General features: G+C 72.4%; 13 protein-coding genes. 6 read left to right on the top strand and 7 right to left on the bottom strand.

What is annotated here, in order from left to right; translation table 11 throughout:
• Positions 1–18: 18 nt before the first annotated feature.
• Positions 19–1,362: a UDP-glucose/GDP-mannose dehydrogenase family protein gene (locus OG937_26565; protein ID WUD75002.1), complete on the top strand. Its 1,344-nt coding sequence runs from the start codon at positions 19–21 to the stop codon at positions 1,360–1,362.
• Positions 1,363–1,560: 198 nt separating this feature from the next.
• Here OG937_26565 and OG937_26560 read toward each other — a convergent pair whose 3' ends face one another.
• Positions 1,561–3,063 carry an oligopeptide:H+ symporter gene (locus tag OG937_26560; protein ID WUD75001.1) on the bottom strand — a complete coding sequence of 501 codons (1,503 nt, stop codon included), beginning with the start codon at positions 3,061–3,063 and terminating at the stop codon, positions 1,561–1,563.
• 342 nt (positions 3,064–3,405) lie between these two features.
• Between OG937_26560 and OG937_26555 the strand changes: the two genes are divergently transcribed.
• Both OG937_26555 and OG937_26550 read left to right on the top strand, forming a co-directional pair.
• Entirely contained in the window at positions 3,406–4,080 is a 675-nt protein-coding gene (locus OG937_26555) for a response regulator transcription factor (GenBank protein WUD75000.1), read from the top strand.
• A gap of 37 nt (positions 4,081–4,117) precedes the next feature.
• Complete coding sequence (locus tag OG937_26550; GenBank protein WUD74999.1) at positions 4,118–5,386, top strand: ATP-binding protein; 1,269 nt, start codon at positions 4,118–4,120, stop codon at positions 5,384–5,386.
• A gap of 6 nt (positions 5,387–5,392) precedes the next feature.
• Here OG937_26550 and OG937_26545 read toward each other — a convergent pair whose 3' ends face one another.
• Positions 5,393–5,890 carry a GtrA family protein gene (locus OG937_26545; GenBank protein ID WUD78895.1) on the bottom strand — a complete coding sequence of 166 codons (498 nt, stop codon included), beginning with the start codon at positions 5,888–5,890 and terminating at the stop codon, positions 5,393–5,395.
• Positions 5,891–6,053: 163 nt separating this feature from the next.
• Here OG937_26545 and OG937_26540 point away from each other — a divergent pair, with 163 nt between their 5' ends.
• Genes OG937_26540 through OG937_26530 form a run of 3 tightly spaced genes read left to right on the top strand, consistent with a single transcriptional unit; the run spans position 6,054 to position 8,929 of the window.
• Positions 6,054–7,193 carry a 5-(carboxyamino)imidazole ribonucleotide synthase gene (locus OG937_26540; protein WUD74998.1) on the top strand — a complete coding sequence of 380 codons (1,140 nt, stop codon included), beginning with the start codon at positions 6,054–6,056 and terminating at the stop codon, positions 7,191–7,193.
• 32 nt (positions 7,194–7,225) lie between these two features.
• The gene (purE, locus tag OG937_26535; GenBank protein ID WUD78894.1) at positions 7,226–7,729 is read left to right on the top strand and encodes a 5-(carboxyamino)imidazole ribonucleotide mutase; all 504 of its coding nucleotides are present in this window, start codon (positions 7,226–7,228) and stop codon (positions 7,727–7,729) included.
• A 3-nt stretch (positions 7,730–7,732) separates the two neighbouring features.
• Positions 7,733–8,929, top strand: a complete 1,197-nt coding sequence (locus tag OG937_26530) for a dipeptidase (GenBank protein ID WUD74997.1) — start codon at positions 7,733–7,735, stop codon at positions 8,927–8,929.
• Positions 8,930–8,945: 16 nt separating this feature from the next.
• Here the strand turns inward: OG937_26530 and OG937_26525 are convergent, their stop codons facing one another.
• From OG937_26525 to OG937_26505, 5 genes are all read right to left on the bottom strand, one after another.
• On the bottom strand, positions 8,946–10,184 hold the full coding sequence (locus OG937_26525) for a hypothetical protein (protein WUD78893.1): 1,239 nt from the start codon (positions 10,182–10,184) through the stop codon (positions 8,946–8,948).
• Between the two features lie 44 nt (positions 10,185–10,228).
• The gene (locus tag OG937_26520) at positions 10,229–11,236 is read right to left on the bottom strand and encodes a hypothetical protein (GenBank protein WUD74996.1); all 1,008 of its coding nucleotides are present in this window, start codon (positions 11,234–11,236) and stop codon (positions 10,229–10,231) included.
• A gap of 5 nt (positions 11,237–11,241) precedes the next feature.
• Complete coding sequence (locus tag OG937_26515; protein ID WUD74995.1) at positions 11,242–12,423, bottom strand: DUF916 domain-containing protein; 1,182 nt, start codon at positions 12,421–12,423, stop codon at positions 11,242–11,244.
• Between the two features lie 72 nt (positions 12,424–12,495).
• Positions 12,496–13,821, bottom strand: a complete 1,326-nt coding sequence (locus tag OG937_26510; GenBank protein WUD74994.1) for a WxL domain-containing protein — start codon at positions 13,819–13,821, stop codon at positions 12,496–12,498.
• A gap of 116 nt (positions 13,822–13,937) precedes the next feature.
• Positions 13,938–14,579 (bottom strand): LPXTG cell wall anchor domain-containing protein, encoded by a 642-nt coding sequence (locus OG937_26505; protein WUD78892.1) that lies wholly within the window; start codon positions 14,577–14,579, stop codon positions 13,938–13,940.
• Between the last annotated feature and the right edge of the window lie 59 nt (positions 14,580–14,638).

The raw sequence follows: 14,638 nt of genomic DNA, 5'->3' as shown, positions 1-14,638 counted from the left end.
CTGGGAGGGACCGTCCGCATGGCGCTCAAGCTCACCGTGATCGGCACCGGCTACCTCGGCGCCACGCACGCCGCGGCGATGGCCGAGCTGGGCTTCGAGGTGCTGGGCCTGGACATCGACCCCGCCAAGATCGAGACCCTCGCGGCGGGCCGCGTGCCCATGTACGAGCCGGGCCTGGAGGAACTGCTGCGCCGCCACGTCGCCGGCCTGCCGGACTCCAGCGGGCGGCTGCGCTTCACCACCTCCTGGGAGGAGGTCGCCGCCTTCGGCGACATCCACTTCGTCTGCGTGAACACCCCGCAGAAGCACGGCGAGTACGCCTGCGACATGAGCTACGTCGACAGCGCGTTCGAGCTGCTCGCCCCGCACCTGGAGCGGCCCGCACTGGTCGTCGGCAAGTCGACCGTCCCGGTCGGCAGCGCGGCACGGCTGGCGGCCCGCCTGGCCGAGCTCGCCCCCGCCGGGGACGGGGCGGAGCTGGCGTGGAACCCCGAGTTCCTGCGCGAGGGCTTCGCGGTCCAGGACACCCTCCACCCGGACCGGATCGTGGTCGGCGTCGCCTCCGGGCACGCCGAGAAGCTGCTGCGCGATGTCTACGCGGCCCCCATCGGCGAGGGCACCCCCTTCGTCGTCGCCGACTACCCGACCGCGGAACTGGTCAAGACGGCGGCCAACGCCTTCCTCGCCACCAAGATCTCCTTCATCAACGCCATGGCCGAGGTCAGCGAGGCGGCCGGCGGCGACGTGGTGAAGCTCGCCGAGGCCATCGGCCACGACGAGCGGATCGGCAACAAGTTCCTGCGCGCCGGCATCGGCTTCGGCGGCGGCTGCCTGCCCAAGGACATCCGCGCCTTCATGGCCCGCGCCGGCGAGCTCGGCGCCGACCAGGCGCTGACCTTCCTGCGCGAGGTCGACTCCATCAACATGCGCCGCCGCGGCCACATGGTCGAGCTCGCCCGCGAGGCCTGCGGCGGCAGCGGCTTCCTCGGCAAGCGGATCGCGGTGCTCGGCGCGGCCTTCAAGCCCGACTCCGACGACGTGCGGGACTCCCCCGCGCTCAACGTCGCCGGGCAGATCCACCTCCAGGGCGGCCAGGTCACCGTGTACGACCCCAAGGCCATGGACAACGCGCGGCGGCTCTTCCCGACGCTCGGGTACGCCGCGACTGCGCTGGAGGCGGTCCGCGGGGCCGACGTCGTGCTGCACCTCACGGAGTGGCGGGAGTTCCGCGAGCTCGACCCGGCGGTGCTCGGGGCGGTGGCCGGGCGCCGGCACGTCATCGACGGGCGGAACGCGCTGGAGCCGGCGGTGTGGCGTGCGGCGGGCTGGACGTTCCGGGCGATGGGCCGCCCCCACGCGTAGCCCTCCGGGGTGCGGTGTGGTGCGGTGCGGTTGCGGCCCGGGGTGCCCCTTGCGGCCCGTTGTCGTGTGCGGCTCCGTTGCGCCTGCGGCGGGCGGGGGATAAACCCCAACAGCAACCACAGCGGCGCCGCACAAAGACGCGCCGAGGGCCCGGAGCGGCATGCTCCGGGCCCTCGGCGCGTGCGCGGGGCACAGACGTCAGTGGACGTCGCCCATGAGCCGGATGACGCGCTTGCGGTACGCGATGAAGGCCGCGCCCGCGGCGAGCGCCACGAAGCCCTGGACCGCGAAGGAGGTCTCCGACAGGAAGCCGTCGCCGATGACCAGCTGGAGGATGGCCGCCACGCAGTCGCCCGCCGTCACGGCGAGGAACCACAGGCCCATCATCTGGCTGGCGTACTTGGCCGGGGCCAGCTTGGTGGTGACCGACAGGCCCACCGGGGACAGGCACAGCTCGGCGGTGGTCTGGATCAGGTAGACCACGGCCAGCCACAGCGGGGTGACCTTGGCGTCGCCCGAGGCGGCGGCCTGCGCCAGCATCATCACGACGAAGGAGGCGCCGATGCCGATGAGACCGAGGGCGAACTTCACGGTCGTGCTCGGGTTCTTCCGGCGCAGCCGCATCCACAGCGCGGCGAAGACCGGGGCCAGGGCCATCACGAACAGCGGGTTCAGCGACTGGAACCAGCTCTCGGGGAAGTCGAAGCCCCACAGCGTGGACGAGGTGTGCTCGGAGGCGAAGACCGTCAGGGTGGAACCGGACTGGTCGTAGATCATCCAGAACACGGCGGCCACGATGAAGAACCAGATGTAGCCGGTGACCTTGGTCTTCTCGTCCGAGGTGAGCTCCTGGTCACGACGGATGCGCGCGAAGTAGTACGTCGGCAGCGCCAGGCCCAGCAGGGAGAGCGGCCACAGCACCCAGTTGATCGTGAAGTGACCGGTGAAGGTGACCACGCCGTAGAAGACGACGGCGGCGACCAGCCACAGCAGGGCCTTCTTCATCAGGCCGGCGCGCTCGGCGGCGTCCAGCGGCGTGGGGACCACGCTGGAGACCGGCGCGAGGTTCCTGGTGCCGATGAGGAACTGGGCGAGGCCGAGCGCCATGCCGACACCGGCGAGGGCGAAGCCCAGGTGCCAGTTGACCTGCTGGCCGACGGTGCCGATGACCAGCGGGGCGAGGAAGGCACCGAGGTTGATGCCGATGTAGAAGATCGTGAAGCCGCCGTCGCGGCGCGGGTCGTTGCGGTCCGGGTAGAGCTGGCCGACCATCGTCGAGATGTTCGACTTCAGCAGGCCGGAGCCCACGGCGATGAAGACCAGGCCGACGAAGAACGACGCCTTCACCGGCACGGCCAGCAGGAAGTGGCCGATCATGATGATCGCGCCGCCGATGGCGACCGTACGGCGCGGGCCCCACAGGCGGTCGGCGAACCAGCCGCCCGGCATCGCCAGCAGGTACACCGTGGCGGTGTAGACGCTGTAGATCGCACCGGCGGTGGCGGCCTTCATGCCGAGGCCGCCGTCCGTGACCGAGGCCGTCAGGTAGAGGACGAGCAGCGCCCTCATGCCGTAGTAGCTGAAACGCTCCCACGTCTCGGTGAGGAAGAGAGTGGCCAGGCCGCGGGGGTGGCCGAGGAAGTTCCTGCCGCTGAATCCGGGGTTCGGCGCGGCAAGGCCCTCAGTCAGGCTGGACGCCATGGGCTTTCCTTGCTTCTCGGGACGCGCTGCGAGAGCGGTGCGCGCCCGGGTGGGGGGTGACCGGCACCGGGGCGCACGAAGGCGCACCGGGATCCACGGCCGACGCCTTCACAGGCGCGGCCCCGGCCTACAGGTCGTTGACTGAAATACTGGTGGGGACCAGTCCCGTCGCAGAAGGGTCCTTCGACGCGTGGGGCGCGCCAGAGGTCCCATGGGCTGTTACGGGCTTTTCGTTACCTTATGGCAGCGCAAGATGTGCTATATGGGATGACTTGAGATGTACCTCACAACAGTCACGGCCCGCCCGGCGTGCGGTTTCTCCGGGCGGACTACCATCAGCCCATGACCCGCGTACTGCTCGCCGAGGACGACGCATCCATCTCGGAACCGCTCGCACGCGCGCTGCGCCGCGAAGGGTACGAGGTCGAGGTGCGCGAGGACGGACCCGCGGCGCTCGAAGCCGCCCTGCTCGGCTCCTTCGATCTTCTGGTGCTCGACCTGGGGCTGCCCGGAATGGACGGGCTGGAGGTGTGCAGGAGGCTGCGCACCGAAGGCCATGGCTTCCCGGTGCTGGTGCTCACCGCCCGCGCCGACGAAGTGGACACGGTGGTCGGCCTGGACGCCGGCGCCGACGACTACGTGACCAAGCCCTTCCGGCTGGCCGAGCTGCTGGCCCGGGTGCGCGCGCTGCTGCGGCGCGGCACCGCCGAGGCCCAGCATCCCTCCACCCAGGGCGTGCGGATCGACGTCGAGTCGCACCGCGCGTGGATGGGCGACGAGGAACTGCAGCTCACCGCGAAGGAGTTCGACCTCCTACGGGTGCTGGTGCGCGACGCCGGCCGGGTGGTCACCCGGGAGCAGCTGATGCGCGAGGTCTGGGACACCACGTGGTGGTCCTCCACCAAGACCCTGGACATGCACATCTCGTGGCTGCGCAAGAAGCTCGGCGACGACGCGGCGGCCCCCCGCTACATCTCCACGGTGCGCGGTGTCGGCTTCCGGTTCGAGAAGAACTAGCACGCCCGGGGCCCTCGCGGTCTGAGACCCTTCACTCATGCGCCGCCGTCTCATCCAGTCCACGCTCGCCGTGGTGCTCGTCGTCATCGCCGTCTTCGGCGTCTCCCTCGTCCTGGTGGAGGCCCGGACGATCGAGAACAGCGCCAAGGAGAGCGTGGACTCGGAGGCGGTGCGGCTGGTCGGCATCGTCGAGAGCAGGATGATCGGCGAGGAGCGGATCAGCCGCGAGGTGCTGGCCCAGCAGATCGCCCCCGGGCGGTACGCGCTGGTGCAGATCCCGGGGGCGGACCCGATCACCATCGGCACCAGGCCCACGGGCCAGGTGATCTCCTCCCGGCAGACCGGCGAGCAGGGCGAGATCGTCACCGTCGAGGAGTCCCGCAGCAAGGTCAGCCAGGAGATCGGCCGCACCCTGCTGATCATCCTCGCGGTGGCGCTGCTGGCGGTGCTGGCCGCCGTCGTGCTCGCGGTGCGCCAGGCGCGCCGGCTCGGCAGCCCGCTGACCGACCTCGCCGAGACCGCGGAGCGCCTGGGCTCGGGCGACCCGAGACCGCGCCACCGGCGCTACGGGGTGCCGGAGCTGGACCGGGTCGCCGACGTGCTGGACCGCAGCGCCGAGCGGATCGCCCGGATGCTGACCGCCGAGCGGCGCCTGGCGGCCGACGCCTCCCACCAGCTGCGGACGCCGCTGACGGCACTGTCGATGAGGCTGGAGGAGATCATCGCCACGGCCGAGGACGAGGATGCCGTCAAGGAGGAGGCGACGATCGCACTCGGTCAGGTGGAACGGCTCACGGACGTCGTCCAGCGGCTGCTCACCAACGCGCGGGACCCGCGGACCGGCTCGGCGGTCGTCTTCGACATCGACGACGTGATCAAGCAGCAGGTGGAGGAGTGGCGCCCGGCGTACCGCAGCGCGGGCCGGGCCATCACCTCCGCGGGCAAGAAGCGGCTGCGCGCGGTCGGCACCCCCGGGGCGGTGGCCCAGGTGCTGGCGACGCTGATCGAGAACGGGCTGATGCACGGCTCGGGCACGGTCGCGATCTCCACCCGGGTCACCGGGACGCAGGTCGTGGTCGAGGTCACGGACGAGGGCCAGGGCGTGCCGCCGGAGCTGGGGGCCCGGGTCTTCGAGCGCACGGTCAGCGGGCGCAACTCCACCGGCATCGGCCTCGCGGTCGCGCGCGACCTGGCCGAGGCCGACGGCGGCCGGCTGGAGCTGCTGCAGCAGCGTCCTCCGGTCTTCGCGCTCTTCCTGGCAGGGGAGGACCGGGCCACCCGCGGGAGGGGCGCGGAGAAGCGCTAGGGCGCCTCAGCGCGCGGAGGACCGGGCGCCGTGGGTTCCGGTCCGTGCGCCGGGGGTCTCGGTCCCCTTGGCGACCAGGAACGATTCTGCTTCCTGCACCGTCTCGCGGACGGGCAGCGCCTTGAACACCCAGGAGCGGTAGGACCAGAAGCGGAACAGGGTCGCCACGCCGATGCCGATGAACTTGAAGACGTTGCTCTGCAGCGGGCTGTCCCAGCCGAAGGCGTAGGTCGCCGTGTAGAGCACCCCGTTCTCGATCACCAGGCCCACCGCGCTGAACGCCAGGAAGAGGGTCAGCTCGCGGGTACGGCCCGACTTGTCGCGGTCACGGTAGGTGAAGTAGCGGAAGCCCACGTAGTTGAAGACGATCGCGACGACGGTCGCGATGATGCTGGCCCGCACGACCTGGAGGTCGGTGACGTGCCGGACGAGGTTGAAGACCCCGATGTTGACCAGGACCCCCGCCCCGCCGACCGCCCCGAACTTGGCGATCTCGCGGGTCATCGCGGTCAGCCGGTTCCGCAGTCCTGCGCGGGTGCTGGACCCGGTCGCACCGTCCATGTGATCGTTCGGCCCCGTCTGTGTCTGGTCAGTGACCTTCATGCTATCCGGGCCCCCCGCGGGACGGCGGTCGGTGCGACATTCGTGCCCCGATATCCTGGTGACTGTGACATTCCCGGTAGTCGGCATGATCGGCGGCGGCCAGCTCGCCCGTATGACCCACGAGGCGGGCATCCCCCTCGGCATCAGGTTCAAGCTCCTCAGCGACACGCCCGTGGACTCCGCGGCCCTGGTCGCCGGGGAAGTCGTGGTGGGCGACTACCGCGACCTCGACACGTTGCGCGCGTTCGCCGCCGGCTGCGACGTGATCACCTTCGACCACGAGCACGTCCCCACCGAGCACCTGCGGGCGCTGGAGGCCGACGGCATCGCCGTCCGCCCCGGGCCCGACGCGCTGGTGCACGCCCAGGACAAGGGCGTGATGCGGGCGAAGCTCGACTCGATCGGCGTGCCCTGCCCGCGGCACCGCATCGTCTCCGACCCGGCGGACGTGACGCGCTTCGCCGAGGAGGGCGATGGATACCCCGTCGTGCTCAAGACGGTGCGCGGCGGCTACGACGGCAAGGGCGTGTGGGTCGTCCGCGACGAGGCCGGCGCCGCCGAGCCGTTCCGGGCGGGCGTGCCGGTGCTGGCCGAGGAGAAGGTCGACTTCGTACGGGAGCTGGCGGCCAACGTCGTGCGCTCCCCGCACGGGCAGGCGGTCGCCTACCCGGTGGTGGAGTCCATCCAGGTCGACGGCGTGTGCGACACGGTGATCGCGCCGGCGCCCGAGCTGCCGGAGGCCCTGTCGGCGCAGGCGCAGCAGCTCGCGCTGACCATCGCCAAGGAGCTGGGCGTGGTGGGTCACCTCGCGGTGGAGCTCTTCGAGACCCGGGACGGCCGGATCCTCGTCAACGAGCTGGCCATGCGTCCGCACAACAGCGGCCACTGGACCCAGGACGGCGCCATAACCTCGCAGTTCGCCAATCACCTGCGCGCGGTGCTGGACCTGCCGCTGGGCGATCCGCGCCCGCGCCAGCCGTGGACGGTGATGGCCAACGTGCTCGGCGGCGACTACCCCGACATGTACGCGGCGTACCTGCACTGCATGGCCCGGGACCCGCAGTTGAAGATCCACATGTACGGCAAGGACGTGAAGCCCGGCCGCAAGGTGGGCCATGTCAACACCTACGGCGACGACCTGGCCGAGGTGCGCGAACGCGCCCGGCACGCCGCCGACTACCTGCGAGGGACGATCCAAGAGTGAGCAATCCCGCTGGGCCGCTGGTCGGCATCGTGATGGGTTCCGACTCCGACTGGCCGGTCATGGAGGCCGCCGCCCAGGCGTTGGACGAGTTCGAGGTGCCGTACGAGGTCGACGTCGTCTCCGCGCACCGCATGCCGCGCGAGATGGTCGCGTACGGCGAGCAGGCCGCCGAGCGCGGCCTCAAGGCGATCATCGCGGGCGCCGGCGGCGCGGCGCACCTCCCCGGGATGCTGGCGTCGGTGACGCCGCTGCCGGTGATCGGCGTGCCCGTACCGCTGAAGTACCTGGACGGCATGGACTCGCTGCTGTCCATCGTGCAGATGCCCGCCGGTGTCCCGGTCGCCACGGTCTCGGTGGCCGGCGCGCGCAACGCGGGCCTGCTGGCGGTGCGCATGCTCGCCGCGCACGACGCCGAACTGCTGGAGCGCATGCGGCACTTCCAGGACGAGCTGAACCAGCAGGCCACCGAGAAGGGCAAGCGCCTGCGTGCCAAGGTGGAGGGGTCGGCCGGCTTCGGTTTCGGAGGGAAGAAGTAGTCCATGGACCTCCTCGCACGCGCACAGGAGCTGCTCACCGCCCACCCCGTGGTGGACGGCCACAACGACCTCCCGTGGCGGTTGCGCGAGCAGGTCCGCTACGACCTCGACCGGCGGGACATCGCCGGTGACCAGTCCGCCCACCTGCACACCGACATCCCCCGGCTGCGGGCGGGCGGCGTCGGGGCGCAGTTCTGGTCGGTGTACGTCCGCAGCGACCTCACCGGCGGCGACGCGGTCGTCGCCGTCCTGGAGCAGATCGACTGCGTGCTGCGGCTGGTCGACCGTCACCCGGACGCCCTGCGCCTCGCGGTGACCGCGGACGACATGGAGGCCGCCCGCGCCGAGGGCCGCATCGCCTCCCTGATGGGCGCCGAGGGCGGGCACAGCATCGCCAACTCCCTGGGTGTGCTGCGGATGCTGTACACGCTGGGCGTGCGCTACATGACGCTCACCCACAACGACACCATCGACTGGGCCGACTCGGCCACGGACGAGGCGCGGCACGACGGCCTGACCGCCTTCGGCGAGGAGGTCGTCCGCGAGATGAACCGCCTCGGCATGCTGGTCGACCTCTCCCACGTCTCCCCCGGCACGATGCGGGCGGCACTGCGGGTCAGCGAGGCCCCGGTGCTCTTCTCGCACTCCTCCTCGCGCGCCGTCTGCGACCACGTCCGCAACGTCCCGGACGACGTCCTGGAGCAACTGCCCCGCAACGGCGGCGTCGCGATGGCCACCTTCGTGCCGCAGTTCATCCTGCCGGCGGCCGCGGAGTGGATCGTCGGCGCGAACGAGAACATGAAGGCCCACGGTCTGCACCCGCTCGACCAGTCCACCGAGGCCCAGGCCGTCCAGGAGGCCTACGCGGCCGGCCACCCCCGGCCGGTCGCGGACATCGGCACCGTCGCCGACCACCTCGACCACATGCGCGAGGTCGCCGGTGTCGACCACCTCGGCCTCGGCGGCGACTACGACGGCGTCGTCCACCTCCCCGAGGGCCTCGGCGACGTCTCGGGCTACCCGCGGCTGTTCGCCGAACTCCTGCGCCGTGGCTGGTCCGAGGACGACCTCGCGAAGCTGGCGTGGCGCAACGCGGTCCGGGTGCTGCGCGACGCCGGGTCGGTGGCGGAGGGTCTGCGGGGCGAGCGCGGGCCGTCCAACGCCTCGATCGAGGAGCTGGACGGCCCCGCCGCGCGGTAGCCGGTGCGCGCCCCGGTCAGCGCCGCAGGCGGCTCCACGGGGTGAAGGTGAAGACCGCGCCGCCGAGGAGGAGCACGGTCCCCGCGACGAGGGCGAGGGCGTGCAGGGAGGCCCGGTCGGAGGAACCGGTGTCGGCGAGGCCGCCGGAGGTCCCGGTCGTGCCGCCCGACGTGCCGGACGACCCGCCGGAACCGCCGGTGATGCCGCCCTCCTGCCCGGTGACGTCCAGGGTCAGGGAGACTCCGGGGTCCTTGGTGGGGGTGCAGGTCGTGGTGGTGCCGAGGGCCTCGACGGTCAGCACGCCCGGGGTGAGGGTGGCCTGCCCGTCGTGGGCGGGTGTGTACCTGCCGGTGAGGTCGGGGATCTCGATGGGGTCGCCCGCCTTGATGGGGTCCTTGTTGGTGGGGCCCTCGACGGCGACCTCGCCCTGGTCCACGCCGCCGACCTCGACCTTCATGGAGGGTTTGACGGAGTCGGCCGGTATGTCGGCGGGGCTGTCCATCACGGACTCGCCGAAGTGGACGGTGAGGTCGTAGGCGCCGCCCTGCTCCTCGGCGTCGATCTGCACGGGCGAGACCGCGCTCTTGTCGCCGATCGGGGTCTTGCATGCGTAGGAGACGTCGACCTCCTTGCCGGTGTGGGAGGTTCCGCCGGTGGCGGTGCCGCTGGGCGTGGTGCTCGGCGTCGTCGTGGGGGTGGTGCTCGGCGTGGTGGTGGGGGTCGTGGTCGGGGTGGTCGTCGGGGTGCCGGTGCCGCCGCCGTCCGCGGTCACCTTGATCGTCGCGGCGACCGGGACGGTGCCGGTGGGCACGCACGTGGTGTCCGTGGAGAAGGCGTTGATGGCGTAGCCGCCGGGGGTGAGCGTCACGTCGCCGGGTGCGGTGAGCTTCAGCGTGCCCTTCATGTCGGAGAGCTTCATCTCGCTGTTCTTGGGGATCGCCGGGTTCTCGCGCGGTCCCTCGACGGCCAGGCTGCCGCTCTGGGCGCCGGCGACGGTGATCTCACCGGACGGCTTGACGCTGTTGGCGGGGAGGTCGATGAGGTCCGGGTTCTTGGAGGCGGCCTGGGTGAACTTCCAGACCACCTCGATCTCGTCGCCCACCGCGGCCGTGGCGGGCGCGCTGATGTCGGCCTTGGTGGTCCCGTTGACCTTGGGCAGGCCGGACGCCGCGGGCGGGGTGCACTCGGTGGCGTACGCGACTTCGGCGGCCGCGGCCGGGAGGGCCGCGGCGAGGACGCCCGCACCGCTGAGCATCAGGGCGAGGCCGACGGCGGTGGCGGCCCGGGATCGTCGGTGGGTCACGTGTGGTTCCTTTCGTGGCGGTGGGCGGTGCCGTCCGCACATGGAGTGCCCTCAGCGGTGCGGTGCTGCGGCTGGTGGTCGTGGCTGAACCACGGCAGGGCGGGCGCCGGGCCGGCCGGCGGGACGGGGGGCGGTCCCGCAGGTCCCGGGGCACGCGGGCGGACCCGGTTGACGACGGCCATGCAGAGCCGGAAGAGCGCGGCGGGCACGACGACGCAGAGCAGGAGCCAGAAGAGGGTCACGCCCCAGGGGCGCGGGACGTCCCAGGGCTCGGTGACCAGCACCTTGCCCTCGTGCTCCAGGGTCACGGTGTAGTCGCCGTGGGCGCCGGCCGCCAGCTCGACGGGCAGCTCGACCCGGGCCTTCCTGCCCGGCTGGACGGTGCCGCGCCAGGTGCGCTCCTCCCACTGGGGCCCGAAGAGCCCGTGGGAGGTGCCGACCCGGAAGACGGGATCCTTGGCCGGGCCCGTGCCGAGGTTGCCGACGGTGAGCACCAGGCGCCGGCCGGGCGGGGCGCCGAACCAGGTGAGCAGGCCGTTCGAGCCGTCGAGCCGGGCGCTGAGCACGGCGAGCCGGCCGTCGCCGGTGCGCTCGGGCAGCGGGGCGGTCGGGTGGCCGGCGACGACGAAGGGCGCGTCCACCACCGTGTGCTCACCGGTGACGGTGGCGACGTGGACGACGCACGGGCAGGGCTCGGGCGGCTCCGCGACCGGCATCGCGCGGCGGAAGGCGCCGTGGGCATCGGTGGTGACGGCCCGGCCGTACGCGTTGGCACAGGAGTTGGTGCCGCCGATCGCGTTCTGGCCGCAGATCAGCAGCGTGAGCAGGGTGTCCGGCCGCCAGCCGGTGCCCCGTACGGTGATGTCGCCGCCGGCGCCGGCCTGCTCGGGACTGACGGTCACGGCCGGGCCGGGAGCCGCCGCGGCGGGGGCGGGGGCGCTCAGGAGGAGCAGCGCGAGGAGGCAGAGGGCTGCCGCGGGGATCCGGTGGGTGCGCCGTCGCATGGGCCTCACGCCGTCCTGCCGCCGACGGTCGCGCCGGTGGCGCCGGTGGCGCCGGTGGCGCCGGTGGCGCCGGGGTCGTCGGGTCCGCCGCCCGCGCGGGCCGCGAGGTCGGTGCCGCCGGCCTCGTACGGCTCCTCCCCCGCCGCCGGGTCCGCCTGCGCCGCCCGGCGCCGCGCGCGGATCCGCACCAGCAGGACGGCCAGACCTCCGAGGAGGGCCAGGGCGAGGCCCACGGCCGCCCAGGGCACCGCGAGGAACGAGGCGCCGGCGGTCTCGTCGACGTCGGCGCGTACCGCGGTGACGCGCAACCGCACGCCGACCCGGTCGAACTGCGGGGCGCCCGCCCAGGGCTCGGTGAGCTCGACGCGCTGGCCGGGCAGCAGTTCCAGGGGCAGGGTGCGTGCCGGGCGGTCCAGCAGCGTGCGGCCGAACAGGCCCCGCGCGGTGACGGCGAGCCGCGGGGTGAGCGAGACGTTGCCCCGGTTCACGAGGGTGTAGCGGATGGTGGCGTGGCTGTCGCCGGTGCCGGGGAACAGCGGTCCGCCGTGGCCGACGGTGACGTGCTCCACGGACAGGGCGGCCAGGCCGGGTCCGGCGACGCGCAGGTAGACGCGGGCCCCGACGGCCCTGCGCACGCCCACCCGTACGTCGCCCGGGGCGGCGCCGACGCGGGTGTCGAGGGCGACGATCGCACCGGGGTGGTCGCCGGGCGAGGCGTCGGCGGGGACGGTGACGGTGAAGGGGATGTCGGCGCGGGTGCGGGCGGGGATGGTGATGCTGCTCCGGGCCAGCCGTACCCAGGAGCCGACGTCGGTGTTCTTCTCGTCGGCGCCCCGCACGGCGAAGCCGCCGTCGCGCGGGGTGTTGTAGGCGTCGGCGCCGTAGAGCCGGAAGGTCATCGGCTCGCCCGAGAGGTTGGAGACGGAGACCTTGTCCCGGAGCGTGGTGCCGGGGTCGGCCTCCAGGGTGAAGAAGGGCCGTTCCTGGACGGTGGGGCTGCGGTCCTTCGCCCCGGCGGCCGGAGCCGGGAAGACCGACCAGCGGCCGTTGTCCGCGGCGAGGGCGGCGGGAGCGGATGCCGCGCCGAGGCCGAGGAGACCGAGGAGGACGAAGAGGACGAGGAGGACGGTCGGGAGCGCGCCGGACGCCCTGGCTCCGGCCCTGGCTCCGGCCCTGGCTCTGGTCATGGCGGCGCTCCCTCGCGGTCCGGTGGTGGGCCGGTCGCGGCGGCCGGCCCACCCGAGCTATCTGACTGTGCGTCAGGTAAGCGTGAGGGTCAAGACTCCGGAGTAGCTTCCCGTGGCGGAGAACGCGGGCACGTCCAGCGACAGCCCCGCGTCCACGGTGAACTCGCCGCCGGTCAGGGTCCCGTCGGACGCCTGGGCCAGCGTCGCGCCCGCGCTGCCCACGGAGCCGGCGGAGCCCGCCGCACAGGTGCTGGGACTGCCGGACGCCGCGACGCACGCGGGCTGCCAGCTGAGCCGGTCGGCGCCGATGAGCGCGCCGCCGGGCCCCTTGAAGTCGGTGACCTTGCCGGTGAGCGACCAGCCCGCGCTCCCGCCGCGGAAGTCCTTGACGGTCACGGTCCGCAGTGCGCCCGTGGAGGGACCGCCCTCGCCGAAGTCGACGGGGGTCATCTCGACGGTGTCCCCGGCCTGGGTCATCGACAGGGTGCCCGCCTTCACCGAGGTGGTGAGCTTCTGACTGCCGGGCGGCGGCGGGGTGGTGTCGATGACGGTGTAGGCCACCGGCCCGGCGGCGGTCGCCGGGTCGTACCCGCCGCCCTCGAACGCGACGATGCCGGTGGTGTCGAGGTCGCCGACGGCCAGCGTCGCACTGAAGGCACCGGAGCCGTCGGCCGTGGCGGAGGTGAACTCACCGGTGGCGGTGGCACCCTGGACGCCCGCGACGGTCACGGCGGCGCCCGCGGTGAAGCCGGTGCCCGTGACCGTGACCTCCGCCCCGATCGGTCCCGAGGAGGAACCCAGCGCGATGTGGCGGCCGTTGGGCGCGGCCACGGTGATGGTCTCGGCGACGGGGGCGGGCGGGTTGAGCACGGTGCAGGGGGTGTCGGCCGAGATGCCGTAGTCGGAGTGGACGTTGTAGTCGCCCGGGGTGAGGGTGATCTGACCGGGCGCGGTGACCGTGAAGGTGCCGGTGATGGTGAAGTTCGGGAAGTCGGCACCGGCCGGGATGACCGGGTTCTCCTTGGGGCCGACGAGGGTGAGCTCCTGCGTCTGCGCGCCGCCGAGCCGCACCTTGACGGTCGGGGTGATCTGGTCCTCGGGGATGGGGAGGTTGAAGCTGCTGGTGTTGGCCATGGGGCCGTCCAGCACGTAGGTGACGGTGACCGTGTCGCCGACCTGTGGGGTCGTGTCGCTCACCGAGATGTCGGCGACGGTCGGCCCGTCGAACGGCGGGATGCCGGAGATGCCCGGCGGAATGCAGTGCACCTGGAAGGTGGAGGTCGCCGCGGCGACGGGCCCGGCAAGGAGGGTCCCGCCGCCCAGTGCGAGGGCGAACGCCCCGAGCACGGCGGCGGACCTCCGTCTCCATAAGGCGCCATTGCGAGGAAACGCGATCATTTTGCACCTCTTGATCACTTTTCTGGTACAGAGTCCCTTTCTGTACCGCCGACGGTCATTGACGTCCGGCGATCAAGAGAAGTCAATGCGAAAGCCTGACCGAATTTGACGGATCGTCAGATATGGTGCCCTGGACGGCGGGTCAGCCAGAGCACGCCGGCGGCGCCCAGGAGCAGGACGGTGCCACCGAGGGTGCCCAGGGCGACGGCACCGTCCTCGGGCCCGGTCTGCGGCAGGGACTCGCCGCCGGACCCGCCCGAACCACCGGAGGCGGAGCCGCCCTTGGACCCGGCCGCCGCGGTGACGTCGAGGGTCAGCGAGGGCCCCGGGCCGTTCCCCGGGGTGCAGGTCGTCGTCGTACCGAGGGCCTTGATGGTGAGCACCCCCGCGGTGAAGGTGACCTTGCCGCTCCCGCGCGGGACGTAGGTGCCCGACAAGTCGTTGATCTTGATCGGGGTGTTGGCGGGCACGGTCGCGGCGTTCGCGGGACCCGACACCTTGAGCGACCCGCTGTCGGCCCCGCCGAGGGTGATGAGGGCACTCGGATTCATGGCGCCCTTCCCCAGGTCGACGGGACTGGAGGAGACGCCCTTCCGGAACGACATCACGATCCTGTAGCCCGACCCCGACTTGGCGGCGGTGATGTCGATGGGCGAGACGGCGCTCTTGTCGCCGATCGGGGTCTTGCAGTCGTACTTGACGTCCACGACCTTCGCGTACGCGGCCGGGGCGCTGCCGAGGACGGCCGCCGCCGCCATGACGGCGCCGACGGTCGACACCGCGGCCGCCTTGCGCTTGGGGAGCGACACCGGATGTC

Source organism: Streptomyces sp. NBC_00510, from assembly GCA_036013505.1.
GTDB lineage: Bacteria > Actinomycetota > Actinomycetes > Streptomycetales > Streptomycetaceae > Actinacidiphila.
This window is presented reverse-complemented; position numbering and strand designations above follow the sequence as displayed.

What these genes read in the sequence shown, in the direction of transcription:
- OG937_26565 (WUD75002.1), top strand. Translation starts at nt 19, where the DNA reads ATGGCGCTCAAGCTCACCGTGATCGGCACCGGCTACCTCGGCGCCACG.
- OG937_26560 (WUD75001.1), bottom strand. Translation starts at nt 3,063, where the DNA reads ATGGCGTCCAGCCTGACTGAGGGCCTTGCCGCGCCGAACCCCGGATTC.
- OG937_26555 (WUD75000.1), top strand. Translation starts at nt 3,406, where the DNA reads ATGACCCGCGTACTGCTCGCCGAGGACGACGCATCCATCTCGGAACCG.
- OG937_26550 (WUD74999.1), top strand. Translation starts at nt 4,118, where the DNA reads ATGCGCCGCCGTCTCATCCAGTCCACGCTCGCCGTGGTGCTCGTCGTC.
- OG937_26545 (WUD78895.1), bottom strand. Translation starts at nt 5,890, where the DNA reads ATGACCCGCGAGATCGCCAAGTTCGGGGCGGTCGGCGGGGCGGGGGTC.
- purE (WUD78894.1), top strand. Translation starts at nt 7,226, where the DNA reads ATGGGTTCCGACTCCGACTGGCCGGTCATGGAGGCCGCCGCCCAGGCG.
- OG937_26530 (WUD74997.1), top strand. Translation starts at nt 7,733, where the DNA reads ATGGACCTCCTCGCACGCGCACAGGAGCTGCTCACCGCCCACCCCGTG.
- OG937_26525 (WUD78893.1), bottom strand. Translation starts at nt 10,184, where the DNA reads ATGCTCAGCGGTGCGGGCGTCCTCGCCGCGGCCCTCCCGGCCGCGGCC.
- OG937_26520 (WUD74996.1), bottom strand. Translation starts at nt 11,236, where the DNA reads ATGCGACGGCGCACCCACCGGATCCCCGCGGCAGCCCTCTGCCTCCTC.
- OG937_26515 (WUD74995.1), bottom strand. Translation starts at nt 12,423, where the DNA reads ATGACCAGAGCCAGGGCCGGAGCCAGGGCCGGAGCCAGGGCGTCCGGC.
- OG937_26510 (WUD74994.1), bottom strand. Translation starts at nt 13,821, where the DNA reads ATGATCGCGTTTCCTCGCAATGGCGCCTTATGGAGACGGAGGTCCGCC.
- OG937_26505 (WUD78892.1), bottom strand. Translation starts at nt 14,579, where the DNA reads ATGGCGGCGGCGGCCGTCCTCGGCAGCGCCCCGGCCGCGTACGCGAAG.